14 protein-coding genes and 1 tRNA gene are annotated in these 14022 nt (G+C 42.8%); 6 read left to right on the forward strand and 9 right to left on the reverse strand.

The features are described 5' to 3' along the window. Positions 1–122: 122 nt before the first annotated feature. Entirely contained in the window at positions 123–689 is a 567-nt protein-coding gene (gene efp, locus CKY02_RS13075; RefSeq protein WP_036776062.1) for an elongation factor P, read from the reverse strand. 37 nt (positions 690–726) lie between these two features. On the opposite strand from efp, the gene epmB reads away from it, so the two are divergent. Beyond that, positions 727–1755, forward strand: coding sequence for an EF-P beta-lysylation protein EpmB (epmB, locus tag CKY02_RS13080; RefSeq protein ID WP_112895612.1), 1029 nt, complete (start codon positions 727–729; stop codon positions 1753–1755). A 61-nt stretch (positions 1756–1816) separates the two neighbouring features. Here the strand turns inward: epmB and CKY02_RS13085 are convergent, their stop codons facing one another. The 7 genes from CKY02_RS13085 to CKY02_RS13105 all read right to left on the reverse strand — a co-directional run bounded on the left by CKY02_RS13085 (position 1817) and on the right by CKY02_RS13105 (position 7430). Further along, positions 1817–2158, reverse strand: a complete 342-nt coding sequence (locus CKY02_RS13085) for a DUF4156 domain-containing protein (RefSeq protein WP_162120716.1) — start codon at positions 2156–2158, stop codon at positions 1817–1819. Between the two features lie 245 nt (positions 2159–2403). Next, positions 2404–2607: a hypothetical protein gene (locus CKY02_RS24630; RefSeq protein ID WP_162120717.1), complete on the reverse strand. Its 204-nt coding sequence runs from the start codon at positions 2605–2607 to the stop codon at positions 2404–2406. A 233-nt stretch (positions 2608–2840) separates the two neighbouring features. Further along, the gene (locus tag CKY02_RS24635) at positions 2841–3038 is read right to left on the reverse strand and encodes a hypothetical protein (protein WP_162120718.1); all 198 of its coding nucleotides are present in this window, start codon (positions 3036–3038) and stop codon (positions 2841–2843) included. 139 nt (positions 3039–3177) lie between these two features. Next, the gene (locus CKY02_RS13090; RefSeq protein ID WP_112895614.1) at positions 3178–4086 is read right to left on the reverse strand and encodes a LysR family transcriptional regulator; all 909 of its coding nucleotides are present in this window, start codon (positions 4084–4086) and stop codon (positions 3178–3180) included. 668 nt (positions 4087–4754) lie between these two features. Continuing rightward, positions 4755–6401: a chaperonin GroEL gene (gene groL, locus CKY02_RS13095; protein ID WP_112895615.1), complete on the reverse strand. Its 1647-nt coding sequence runs from the start codon at positions 6399–6401 to the stop codon at positions 4755–4757. A gap of 49 nt (positions 6402–6450) precedes the next feature. Further along, the gene (locus tag CKY02_RS13100; protein WP_036809429.1) at positions 6451–6744 is read right to left on the reverse strand and encodes a co-chaperone GroES; all 294 of its coding nucleotides are present in this window, start codon (positions 6742–6744) and stop codon (positions 6451–6453) included. Positions 6745–6941: 197 nt separating this feature from the next. After that, the gene (locus CKY02_RS13105) at positions 6942–7430 is read right to left on the reverse strand and encodes an FxsA family protein (protein ID WP_112895616.1); all 489 of its coding nucleotides are present in this window, start codon (positions 7428–7430) and stop codon (positions 6942–6944) included. Positions 7431–7807: 377 nt separating this feature from the next. On the opposite strand from CKY02_RS13105, the gene aspA reads away from it, so the two are divergent. The 5 genes from aspA (at position 7808) to CKY02_RS13130 (ending at position 13396) form a co-directional block, all read left to right on the forward strand. After that, positions 7808–9232 (forward strand): aspartate ammonia-lyase, encoded by a 1425-nt coding sequence (gene aspA, locus CKY02_RS13110; protein ID WP_112878242.1) that lies wholly within the window; start codon positions 7808–7810, stop codon positions 9230–9232. 140 nt (positions 9233–9372) lie between these two features. Then, complete coding sequence (locus CKY02_RS13115) at positions 9373–10674, forward strand: anaerobic C4-dicarboxylate transporter (protein WP_112895617.1); 1302 nt, start codon at positions 9373–9375, stop codon at positions 10672–10674. 200 nt (positions 10675–10874) lie between these two features. After that, the gene (locus CKY02_RS13120; protein WP_112895618.1) at positions 10875–12602 is read left to right on the forward strand and encodes a protein-disulfide reductase DsbD; all 1728 of its coding nucleotides are present in this window, start codon (positions 10875–10877) and stop codon (positions 12600–12602) included. A 17-nt stretch (positions 12603–12619) separates the two neighbouring features. Further along, complete coding sequence (dicD, locus tag CKY02_RS13125) at positions 12620–13192, forward strand: division control transcriptional repressor DicD (RefSeq protein WP_112895619.1); 573 nt, start codon at positions 12620–12622, stop codon at positions 13190–13192. A 128-nt stretch (positions 13193–13320) separates the two neighbouring features. Continuing rightward, a tRNA-Phe gene (locus CKY02_RS13130) sits at positions 13321–13396 on the forward strand. 396 nt (positions 13397–13792) lie between these two features. On the opposite strand, the gene CKY02_RS25755 is transcribed toward CKY02_RS13130, so the two are convergent. Next, entirely contained in the window at positions 13793–13942 is a 150-nt protein-coding gene (locus CKY02_RS25755) for a hypothetical protein (protein ID WP_238399278.1), read from the reverse strand. Positions 13943–14022: the final 80 nt, after the last annotated feature.

Here is a 14022-nt window from a genome sequence, read left to right on the forward strand (position 1 = left end):
TATCAATAACGCAATATTGTGAGCTCAAAAGACATAAATAGCCATGCCCTCTGTATAATCACCAATAAAGAAAACCACAGCCTGCTTCCAGAACTGCGGCTTTTATCAAATACCGTCGGTAATTATTTTACGCGAGAAACGTATTCACCAGAACGGGTATCCACTTTAATCACTTCACCAATTTGAACGAACAGAGGTACTTTAACTACAGCACCTGTGCTCAAGGTTGCTGGTTTACCACCCGTACCTGCGGTATCACCTTTTAGACCTGGATCAGTATCAGTAATTTCTAATTCAACAAAGTTTGGTGGAGTCACAGAGATAGGCTGACCATTCCACAGCGTCAGGATACACTCAGCTTGTTCTACTAACCATTTCGCATTATCGCCAACTGCTTTTTCATCAGCCGCTAACTGTTCGAAGGTTTCGTTATTCATAAAGTGCCAAAACTCACCATCGTTATATAGGTAAGTCAGGTTCATATCCATCACGTCAGCAGATTCTACAGAGTCAGTAGATTTGAAGGTCTTTTCCAGCAGTTTACCGGAAATCAGCTTACGAATACGAACACGGGCAAACGCCTGACCTTTACCCGGCTTCACGAATTCACTTTCAAGAATAGCGCACGGCTCACCATCTAACATGATTTTAAGACCTGAACGGAATTCATTGGTACTATAAGTAGCCATGGAGATCCTCTTTTAAACAAAATGGCTTAGCCAAAAAATGGCGCACATTATAACCCCAAAGATCATCATCAGAGAAGACTGGTTGAAACAACTTACAGATGTTATTACCGATCCTGATGAATTATTACAATTATTATCTTTAGATAAGCACCCGACCTTGACCAAGGGGAGCGGCGCACGTCGCCTGTTTCCACTACGGGTACCCAAGGCTTTTGTTGCGCGTATGCAAGTAAGCGATCCTAATGATCCGCTGTTACTTCAGGTCATAACGACACCCGAAGAATTCACGCTCACGCCGGGTTTTTCTACCGACCCTCTGGATGAACAGCGCAGTGCTGTCCCCGGTCTATTACATAAATACCGTAATCGCGCACTGTTGCTAGTTAAAGGAGGATGTGCGGTTAACTGTCGTTATTGCTTCCGACGTCATTTCCCATACGAAGATAACAAAGGTAATAAACGCAATTGGCAACAAGCGTTGGATTATATTCAGCAACATCCTGAACTTGATGAGATTATCTTCTCCGGCGGCGATCCTTTAATGGCAAAAGATCACGAACTTGACTGGTTAATCAGCAATCTGGAAAAGATTTCTCATATTAAACGACTGCGTATTCATACTCGTCTGCCTGTGGTTATTCCTGCCCGGATCACAACAACGCTTTGCGATCGACTGGCACAATCGAGATTACAGGTGATCATGGTGACACATATCAATCATGCTAATGAGATCGACCAATCCTTACGGAACAGCATGATGTTGCTGAAACAAGCAGGTATTACGTTACTAAATCAAAGTGTGCTGTTACGCGGTATCAATAATCATTCTGATACTCTGGCTGACCTGAGCAATGCTCTGTTCGATGTAGGTATCCTACCTTACTACATTCACGTGCTGGATAAAGTACAAGGAGCCGCTCATTTTATGGTCAGTGATGAAGAAGCCAAGGCGCTTATCCGGGAATTGCTGACAAAAATTTCAGGTTATTTAGTACCACGTCTCGCAAGGGAAATCGGCGGAGAACCGAGTAAGACACCTCTTGATTTGGGATTAAAACAAAACTAACAAAAAATTCATGCCCGGATACTTTCAGCCGGGCATATCATTCAAATTCCGAATACCATTACTAGCATTTATAAACTTGACCAATCATTTTACTGTCCAGTGGCGCAAAGCTCGATAACAGACTTTCACTCGGGCTGGTGACGCCATAAATCACATTTCCCCCCATGACTGCGGCTTTATTACGTAAATCATTGGCTGCCCCACGCATTGAGCTGCTTTCATTACTTACACCAGTCATCCAATTGCTTTGAGTACCTGTTACTTCACCTAATAACTGGCACTCGCTGCCTGGCTTAGTATCAACAAATCGAACCTGTGAACCACCAGAAGTTAATTGGTTAGTAGTTGTACACCCTGCCAATAGTAACAATACTGAAGCACTGAGCAAAATTTTAATTCGCATGTTTTTCCTCACCCATTGTTGGAAATTCGACAATTAGTCATCAATATACCTTGTTGTACACCAGTATCGCAAAAAATAATTTATAAAGTCATCCTTCAGTAAAATGTTTAGGTCAAAAATATTTTATGCCAAGGTGAATGCAGTAAGAAAATAGAGAAAAATAATCGAATAAATAACATGAATAAGTTTGATAAATGCTTTATCTTCAAAAAACATCACTCATTAATCAATACATAAATTATCTATCAAAAAAGCCTTTTATCCATGATATTGACTACCAGATAGAACACTAAAAATATTATTATATACCTATCATCCTTCAAGTTGCCTCTTTGTTGGCTGCACTCACTCACCCCGGTCACATAGTTATCTATGCTCCCGGGGATTCGCTCCCTTGCCGCCGCGATGCATCTTGAAATCCATAAGGTATATGCAATACTAAAAGCCATAATGTAAATATTTAATTCATTAACCCTCTTACAGCAAGATCTTGAATAAACTTATAATAATCATCTGACATATATTTCCTGTTGGCATATTTATGTTTATTTTTCCATCTGATAAATTCAATTCCCATGTTACGAATGATATTAAACTTAAACCATCTCACTCAAAACACTATTAAAACATCTATCGACAGTTTTGATTTGATAATATCTCACGACAATTTTTTATTGAGCAATTATCTGACGTTATATCCCCTAAAAACTTCACATATTAATAGGATTAAGAAATTATACTTATACCTATCATCCTTCAAGTTGCCTCTTTGTTGGCTGCACTCACTCACCCCGGTCACATAGTTATCTATGCTCCCGGGGATTCGCTCCCTTGCCGCCGCGATGCATCTTGAAATCCATAAGGTATATATGAATTTCATGTGGATTTTATTGTGTGTAAATAATGATACTTTCTTAACATGGATGCAAGAAACTGTGCCCCATTTGGATAGAAATACCTCCATTGATACCACGATAATGGGCCATCAAACATTTTCGTGGCATCATACTTTCCGAATATCACCATCCATCACCAATGTGGATACGCTCTGTCAGATAGTCCAGAAATACCCGTATCCGTGATGGGAGTTGCCTACCTTGACCGACAAAAACTGCATATATTTCTTCCTTATCGCCAGGATTATAGTTCTCAAGTACAGGTAACAACAAACCGTTCCGAATATCAGCATCCACATGGAAACGAGCTAATCGTGCTAAGCCAAGTCCTGCTATTGCAGCTTTACGCATGGTTTCTCCATCACCAAGTAGCAAGTTCCCTGAAGGCAATTGTTGCCCCCACTCTTCCGAATCGATGAAAGGCCAAGCTTTCATATGACGGGTAAAGCCAAAACCAAGTCGATTGTAGCGCCCCAGATCGCTAGGCATAGAGGGTATCCCCATCCTTTCAAGGTACGAAGGAGATCCTACCACAACCATTCGACTTGCCCCCAACTTGCGTACCATGAAGCATGAATCGTCCAGAGGACCGGTGCGAATCGCCACATCGCTACGATCATCAAGTAAATCCACTATCAAGTCACATAATGAGATGTCGAGTGTGATCTCTGGGTAGCGTTGCAGGAAATCCGGTAGTAAAGGCATCAAGCAATGTTTTCCAAACGCAACATGACAATTCACACGTATCCGTCCACGTAGCGCGGTTCCCTGATTTGCTTCTTGTTCTGCGGCTATGATGTCCTCCAAAATTCTGACACTACGTTCATAGAAAACAGAACCCTCAGCCGTTAACTGAAGTTTACGTGTCGTTCTATTCAACAGCCGTACACCAAGTCGTATCTCCAGTCGATTAATAAGCTTACTGACTGCTGATGGCGTCATGTCGAGCTTGCGAGCAGCGGCGGAGAGACTCTCCGATTCAATGACCTGAACGAATACCGCCATTTCTGTAGATCGATTAAATTTGTGCATAGATATTTGAATTATTTTCCAAAGTCCTATGAATAAATGAATTTTAGTCTAATAAACTCATTTTTTCTAAGTTTAAGGAAATATTTTTTTCCTTAAGAATTTCCCCTATGCCAAATCATCTTTATTACTTACGCTTTTTAAGCTAACGAAGAGAGCAATCACTTTGTAAAGCCGTAGTTTCACATGGAGCAGGAGCAGGAGCAGGAGCAGGAGCAGGAGCAGTGTTGCACAAACTTTAATCACGAGTATAGCAGCACTACAGAAAGGAAACAGGAGAAGAGAACGTTTAGCAAGAGCAGTCTCTTGTATCGTTCATTGGAACATCAGCAAAAATAAAGTTGACGGGAAAGCACTTCAGCTATCCTAGTAGACTTATCACTTGGTAAACACGATGCCGTTTCATCACAATATTGGAAGCAACATCACTTCAACGTACATTTTTCATGAATATTACGGAAATACAGGCTTTCACCCCTATCTGAGATCAGACCCGGAGACCGATATCCAGACTTGAACCTCAGCCCGGATATCGGATTTTTTTAAATGCTATTTTAGCGGGGTGGGAATATTCACCACGATATTAATCGGTGACCACTATTAATCGGTGACCACTATTAATCGGTGACCACTATGGACGTAACCCGCTCGGCTAGCGACCTACGCGGCTATTACATCATGCCGCCCATGCCGCCCATGCCACCCATACCGCCTGCTGCACCTAAATCAGCTTTATCATCTTTAGGCAGATCAGTGATCATACATTCAGTGGTGATCATCAGACCAGCGATAGATGCTGCAAATTGCAGTGCAGAACGGGTCACTTTGGTTGGATCCAAAATACCCATTGCGATCATATCGCCATACTGTTCAGTCGTTGCATTATAACCGTAGTTGCCTTCACCTGCTTTCACGCTGTTTGCGATAACAGATGGCTCTTCACCTGAGTTATCAACGATCTGACGTAAAGGAGCTTCCATCGCACGCATTGCAACACGGATACCTACGTTTTGATCTTCGTTATCGCCTTTCAGACCAGCAATAGCCGCTGCAACGCGAACCAGTGCAACACCACCACCAGCTACTACGCCTTCTTCTACTGCTGCGCGAGTTGCATGCAGAGCATCGTCAACGCGAGCGCGTTTTTCTTTCATTTCAACTTCTGTTGCAGCACCAACTTTGATAACAGCAACACCATCAGCCAGTTTAGCTACGCGCTCTTGCAGTTTTTCACGGTCATAATCAGAAGTGGACTCTTCGATCTGCTGCTTGATCTGCTTAACACGGCCTGCAATTGCAACGTCTTCACCAACGCCATCAATGATGGTGGTGGTATCTTTGTTGATAACGATACGTTTTGCCTGACCCAGATCTTCCAGAGTTGCTTTTTCCAACTCCAAGCCAATCTCTTCAGAAATAACATTACCGTTAGTCAAGACAGCGATATCTTGCAGCATGGCTTTACGGCGATCACCGAAGCCAGGCGCTTTAACCGCAGCAACTTTGACGATGCCACGCATGGTATTAACAACCAGAGTTGCCAGTGCTTCACCTTCAACATCTTCAGCAACAATCAGCAAAGGCTTGCTTGCCTTAGCTACACCTTCCAGAACGGGTAACAGTTCACGGATGTTGGAGATTTTTTTATCTACCAGAAGAATATATGGGTTTTCTAATTCAACAGAACCGTTTTCTGGTTTGTTGATAAAATAAGGAGAGAGGTAACCACGGTCGAACTGCATACCTTCAACGACATCCAGCTCGTCTTCCAGGCCAGTACCTTCTTCAACGGTGATTACACCTTCTTTACCAACTCTATCCATCGCTTCTGCGATCAATTTACCCACAGTTTCGTCGGAATTCGCGGAGATAGTACCTACCTGAGCAATAGAGGTGGAATCTGAGCAAGGTACGGACAGCTTTTTCAGCTCTGCAACTGCTGCAACTACAGCTTTATCGATGCCACGTTTCAGATCCATTGGGTTCATGCCAGCGGCTACGGCTTTCAGACCTTCAGTAACAATAGACTGAGCCAATACAGTTGCGGTCGTTGTACCGTCGCCCGCAGCATCATTCGCTTTAGAGGCAACTTCTTTCACCATCTGAGCACCCATGTTTTCGAACTTGTCTTCCAGTTCAATTTCACGAGCGACGGTAACACCGTCTTTGGTGATTGTAGGAGCACCGAAAGATTTATCCAGCACAACGTTACGGCCTTTAGGGCCAAGGGTTACTTTTACTGCATCAGCAAGAATATTCACACCACGTAGCATCTTAACGCGAGCGTCGCTACCAAATTTTACGTCTTTAGCTGCCATTGTTTCTTTCCTTTAAATTCGTTCAGTTAAGAAGATCTAAGCGCAACAATTACGCTTCAACAATTGCCAGAATGTCGCTTTCAGACATGATCAACACTTCTTCGTTGTCGATCTTCTCTGATTTAACACCGTAACCATCGTTAAAAATAACGATATCTCCAACTTTCACACACAGTGCTTTTACATCACCGTTTTCAAGGATGCGGCCATTGCCCACAGCCAAAACTTCGCCACGAGTGGATTTACCCGCGGCAGTGCCAGTCAGCACAATACCGCCAGCAGATTTTGATTCAACTTCTTTACGCTTGACGATTACACGATCATGCAATGGACGAATATTCATTGATAGCTCTCCTATAAGAAAGTCCATATCAGGTAAGAGGATTGATACCAGTACGCTTTCATTAAACCAGTATCATAATAAATTAAATGGGGACCTATTTATGATACTTCAAGGGCAGGTAAAAAAATATTTTACTTTTTTCTTGCCCACAGAAAAAAACCGATGATTAAACCAAACATTCAGAAAATGACCGATGATCAATGAGGCTTATGCTCGTCGTCATCGGGTTTATGGTCTTTCAACGTTCGGGAGGGGTCATCCTGCTTACGCTCGTATTCCCCCTCAAAAGTATTACTATCCCGTCTAAACCCACCACTATTATGAGGACGATAGATATTGATATGTGGCATCAGTTTCATCACTAATGTTTTTTGAACCGGTGGCAATAACAACAACAATCCAAGAAAATCCGTAAAAAAACCGGGGAGGAGCAACAGGAAACCCGCCAGTAAAAGAGAGACGCTTTTTATCATTTCCGCAGCCGGACTCTCCCCATTAATCAGCTTCTGCTGGATCTGGATAAAATTCTTTATGCCCTGACTGCGTACCAAAGAGATACCGATACAAGAAGTAAACAACACCAGTAACAGAGTCAACAGTACACCTAGTTCAGAGGCAACACGCACAAATAAGGCTGACTCGATATAGACAAGCAAAAATATCAGGATAAATGGCAACCAACGCACTTGGTGCTCCTTCAATTGATTTGGATGAATAGGTTGTATCCTGAATAAATCATATCAACAAAATCCAAGGGACAACCAAATTAATATTTTTTCAGTTTATTAAAGATATAATTGGGGTCACAGCTATCGTTTTCAATCCGCTGAAAATCTTTCTAATTAGATACGAAATTGTGATAAATATCACATATATTAAATCAGACTAAACAAATACCACTATAAAGTGATCCAGATTCAATGCATTTATTGCTAACCAGCATATGATCACGCCGGCCATCCGGTGATAAAAAGTTCATATCATAACTATTGCAGTTGGCAACATAATGATTTAATGAACGCATAATTAGACAGTAAAAACGTCATCTAATAAGAAGGTTCTCATGTCAAACAACATTCGTATCGAAGAAGACCTGTTAGGTAAACGAGAAGTCCCTGCTGAAGCCTATTATGGTATTCACACCTTACGTGCGATTGAAAACTTCCATATCAGTAACAACACCATTAATGATGTACCCGAATTCATCCGTGGCATGGTGATGGTAAAAAAAGCCGCAGCCTTAGCTAACAAAGAGCTACAAACTATTCCTAAAAAAATTGCAGACATCATCATCAAAGCATGTGACGAAGTGCTCTATACCGGCAGATGCATGGATCAATTTCCGGTCGATGTGTTTCAAGGCGGTGCCGGTACTTCACTCAACATGAATACCAATGAGGTTCTGGCAAACATTGGTCTGGAACTGTTAGGCCATAAAAAAGGCGAATATGAGTACCTGAATCCCAATGACCATCTGAATAAAAGCCAGTCAACTAACGACGCCTACCCAACTGGCTTCCGCATCTCAGTTTATAACTCCATCCTGAAACTGATCGAATCTATTGAACTGTTAATTGTAGGTTTCGATAAAAAAGCCAAAGAATTTAATGAGATCCTAAAAATGGGTCGTACCCAATTACAGGATGCTGTTCCCATGACGCTAGGGCAGGAATTCAACGCATTCTCTATTCTGTTGAAAGAAGAAGTTAAAAACCTCAACCGAACCTCTGAATTATTGCTGGAAGTTAACCTTGGTGCTACTGCTATCGGTACCGGCTTGAATACAGCACCAGGTTATCAGAAATTGGCGGTTGAAAAATTGGCGGAAGTTTCAGGTTTACCTTGCGTACCAGCCGAAGACCTGATTGAAGCCACCTCTGACTGTGGGGCTTATGTTATGGTCCACGGTGCTCTGAAGCGCCTGGCTGTCAAACTGTCTAAAATCTGCAATGACCTGCGTTTGCTTTCTTCTGGCCCTCGTGCTGGCCTGAATGAAATCAACCTACCAGAATTACAGGCAGGCTCTTCTATTATGCCGGCAAAAGTGAACCCGGTTATTCCAGAAGTTGTGAATCAGGTTTGCTTCAAAGTTATTGGTAACGATATTTGTGTTACTATGGCATCCGAAGCAGGCCAGTTACAGCTCAATGTAATGGAACCTGCTATCGGTCAGGCCATGTTTGAATCTATCTCCCTGCTAAGCAACGCTTGCCGCAACCTGGTAGAAAAATGCGTTAATGGCATCACGGCTAACAAAGAAGTTTGCGAAAATTTCGTATTCAACTCGATCGGTATCGTGACATATCTGAACCCATTCATCGGTCACCACAATGGTGATATTGTTGGTAAAATTTGTGCTGAAACCGGTAAAAGTGTTCGTGAAGTCGTGCTGGAACGAGGTCTACTGACCGAAACTCAATTGGATGACATCTTCTCTGTAGAGAACCTAAAATGCCCATCTTACAAGGCAAAACGTTTTGACGATTAAGTTGTTGAATATAATAAAAAATAGCTCTTAGCAACAAGGCACGCGACTCCAACTGGATAGCGTGCCTTTTTACTTCCCTACATGCACAAAGTATTAACCTAAAATTTTCAAATTTTTAATTATTTCAAGGAGTCACTATTATGTTAGCCGTAGAATTGATTATCGTTCTGCTGGCCATCTTCCTGGGTGCAAGATTAGGGGGAATTGGCATTGGATTTGCCGGTGGTCTTGGCGTTCTGGTGCTGGCTATAATTGGCGTTAAACCAGGGCATATCCCATTTGATGTTATTTCCATCATTATGGCCGTTATCGCCGCTATCTCTGCAATGCAGGTTGCCGGTGGTCTGGATTATCTGGTTCAGCAGACTGAAAAACTGCTGCGTAAAAATCCAAAATACATCACGATACTCGCACCTATCGTTACCTATTTCCTGACACTGTTTGCAGGTACAGGTAACATCTCTCTGTCAGCACTACCTGTTATTACTGAAGTTGCGAAAGAGCAAGGCATTAAGCCATGCCGTCCACTTTCCACTGCGGTTGTAGCGGCCCAAATTGGCATCACCGCCTCACCAATTTCCGCGGCGGTCGTTTATATGTCTTCTCTGATGGAAGGCCACGGCGTTAGCTATATCCATCTGTTAATGGTGCTATTACCATCCACTTTCGCCGCTATTGTTCTGATGTCTTTCATCATCTCCTGGGCGTTTAATTCCAAGTTGTCTGATGACCCTGTTTACTTAAAGCGCTTGGAAGACAACCTGATAACTCTGCGTGGTAGCAAACAAATTGAGATTAAACCAAGGGCTAAAACTTCCGTTCTGTTATTCCTGTCCGGTGTTATTAGTGTTGTTATTTATGCTATCTTCAATAGCCCAAGCATCGGTCTGGTTGAAGAACCCCTGATGAACACCACTCACGCCATCCTGATCATTATGTTGAGTGTCGCAACTATCACGACGATGTTCTGTTCAGTTGATACTGACGCTATTCTGAACTCCAGTACCTTTAAAGCGGGTATGAGCGCATGTATCTGTATTCTAGGTGTTGCATGGCTAGGAGATACTTTTGTACAGGCGAACATGGATTGGATTAAAGGCACCGCTGGAGACTTAATCCACTCTCAACCTTGGTTGCTAGCGATTATTTTCTTCTTCTGTTCCGCCCTACTCTATTCTCAGGCAGCTACCGCAAAAGCGTTGATGCCGATGGCTTTGGCTCTGAACGTCACTCCATTGACTGCCATTGCCTCTTTCTCCGCGGTTTCTGGATTGTTTATTCTACCTACTTATCCAACCTTAGTTGCCGCAGTTCAAATGGATGACACCGGCACGACCCGTATCGGCCGTTTTGTATTTAATCATCCATTCTTTATCCCTGGCACCATTGGGGTTGCTCTAGCTGTTGCCTTCGGTTTCCTATTCGGCAGTATGATCCTTTAATTCTGCCTGCCAATAACCGCTTAATATAGGGGCGTATACCGCCCCTACACACTCTCTTCACATACTCTCTTCTGCCAAGCGATATATTTTCTCTGAAAACCTTCAATAACTGTCTTAATCTTAACCAGAACACTTTCTGGTCTGGCCGCCTTCGGTTATAGTGCTGAATCTGTTTCATTCGATTAGCGATCATTATCTTTATGATTAAACGTACTCTGATGCTATTTTTGCTGCTTTGCAGCCCCCTCCTTACCCCAACGGCAGCAAACGCGCTGTTTGAACAGCCGGGGCAAAACCCATATTTGCCAGTAGATCAGGCATTCATGTTTGATTTTCAGCAAAAAAACGACAAATTGACGTTAGACTGGCAGATCAAACCGGGTTATTACCTTTATCGCAAACAACTTCATATTAAGCCGCAACAGGCCACACTAGGTAAAATCACGTTGCCACAAGGTACAGCTCATCGAGATGAATTCTTTGGTGAAACTGAAGTTTATTTCCAACAACTCATCGTCAATGTTCCTGTTACAAAGGCGAACAACAATTCTAATATCGTTGTCACTTATCAAGGCTGTGCCGCCGCAGGATATTGCTATCCACCAGAAACCCGCCTTGTTCCATTGAATGCAGTTATTCCATCAAAAACAACTGACACCATACCTGCTGAACCTGTTCACAAAACGCCAGAAAGTGCATCGAATGACCAACAACATTTACCTTTCTCACCACTCTGGGCAATTTTGATTGGCATCGGTATCGCCTTTACACCTTGTGTACTACCGATGTATCCATTGATTTCCAGCATTATTCTTGGCAGCCAACGCCCTAAAAGCCTGAGACAGATATTTTGGTTAGCGCTAAGCTATGTTCAAGGCATGGCAGTCACCTATACGCTACTTGGATTGATTGTAGCGGCTGCCGGTCTACAATTTCAGGCCGCACTGCAACATCCGTATGTACTTATCGGCTTATCAGTATTGTTTATTCTGCTGGCACTGTCGATGTTCGGCCTCTATTCTCTGCAACTGCCTTCCGCTGTTCAGACGCGCTTAGTCAACTGGAGTAACCAGCAAAAAAACGGTTCACTTTTCGGTGTATTCGCTATGGGTGCGTTAGCGGGATTAATTTGCTCTCCTTGTACTACCGCGCCTTTAAGTGCGATTCTGCTCTACATTGCTCAAAGTGGTAATACCGTGGCAGGTGGCCTAACCCTTTATCTTTACGCTTTGGGAATGGGATTACCGCTCATTGCTGTCACCCTATTTGGTCACAAACTCCTGCCACGCAGTGGGCCTTGGATGCAGTATGTTAAAGAAGCTTTTGGCTTCATTATTCTTGCGCTACCCATTTTCCTGCTAGAAAGGGTTATCGGTGATGCATGGGGAATACGATTATGGAGCCTGCTAGCAGTCAGTTTCCTAGGATGGGGATTTGTTCTGACGATTAGAAGCCAAAACGGTTGGGTACGAGTCATACAACTGATATTGTTAATTCTGATGCTGATAGCTACCCGCCCATTACAGGATTGGTTTTGGGGTACAACGGTTACACAACAGCCGCAACACAGCCTAAATTTCCGCCAGATAAATAACTGGCAGGAATTAGAACAGATAATGACACAAAACAGCCATAAAACCGTTATGCTTGATTTCTATGCTGACTGGTGTACCGCTTGTAAAGAATTTGAAAAATATACTTTCAGCGATCCACAAGTTCAGTCACAACTAGGTGATACCTTACTGTTACAGGCCAATGTCACGAACAACAGCCCGCAACAGAAGCAGCTTTTAGAAAAACTTAGCGTTCGGGGATTGCCGACTATTTTGTTTTTTGATTCTCAGGGGAAAGAGATCCCCGATTCACGGGTAAATGGTTTTATGGATGCAACCCGCTTTAATGAGCATTTGCAACATCTGCCAAAATGATTCAGAAGGAGAACACCATGCAACGAGAACAAGTTCTTAGTCATGCCTTAAACTTACTGGAGCAACATGGCTTATCCATCACAACTGAGGTACTTTTTGGCTCGCTTAACATGGATATCGAATATCTCAAGCAATTCTGGCCCGATCGGGAAGCTCTACTTTATGACTGTCTACGTTATCACGGCCAACAGATTGAAGTCTGGCAGCGACAGATATTACTGGATGAAACTCTGGCACCAGAGCAGAAGCTACTGGCTCGTTACACAGCCCTTGATGAAAAAGTAAAGGAGAAACGCTACCCAGGCTGCCTATTTATCGCAGCCTGTAGCGCATTCCCTGAATCTGACCACCCTATCCATCAATTAGCTGAATTACAAAAACAGAGTTCTTCCCGTTACACCACCGAGCTATTACATCAACTGGATATTGAAGATTGCGAACTCGTTGCTAAACAGATGGAACTGATTTTGGAAGGTTGCCTGAGTAAGCTACTACTCAAACGAGATATTGGTGATATCACTACGGCAAAACTGCTGGCAGAAGATGTTTTAGCTATTGCCTTATGCCGCAAAAATGGTGCGTTAAGTTAACAAAAATCAGCCTAAGATGAACAACCACACAAATTCCGAGCAAAAAGAAAGCAATCAATCCGCTTTTATCATTTTTTATCAGAAAGGCATTGACGACTTAGGCTGAATACGGTTTAATGCGCCCCGTTGCCCGGATAGCTCAGTCGGTAGAGCAGAGGATTGAAAATCCTCGTGTCGGTGGTTCGATTCCGCCTCCGGGCACCAATTCAAGGTACGTTGGTTAGGAGATAAGAACTCAACGGCCCACCAATGCAAGAACCCGAATGTATAACTGTGGTTGGTTTAGCTTTTCAGTACTTCGATATTGAATTGAACATAAGGGTTACCAAGCTGGGATACCTAGAAATTTAGGTGTCACTTTTTTGCTTTGGCGAAATACTTACAAGTTCTATTGCACCTGTCAATCCATCCAAACTAAAATCAATGAATTCATTAACACGATATTGTTTATTATTGGTTGCTCAGCTTTCTTATTATTAATCAGAATAGGGTTAGTTATAAAAGATTGCCTCAGTTCAAAAAGATTCCCCATCTTGTAACAAGGAATTTATGTAGAAAAGACAGGTTCAGCCAGCAGCGAGAATATTCTGTTTTATCCTATTAACATTCTTCTCTCTGTGGCTCAACATCGATATACAGCATCAACTCACACTCCAGCAAATGCGCAATCTTACTATTCCAAGTAACACCTTTCAGCCCGACCTGATGCAACACATATCCACGCAATGCTAGTACCTGCTGGCGGATCACTTAAGCAGGCCGATTGTTCACACCTGAAAACATCAGGAATGTATTCACCACCTTGCAATAACTTGACCGTAAGCCTTCGA

The organism is Photorhabdus bodei (assembly GCF_003287735.1).
GTDB classification, from domain to species: Bacteria; Pseudomonadota; Gammaproteobacteria; order Enterobacterales; family Enterobacteriaceae; genus Photorhabdus; species Photorhabdus kayaii.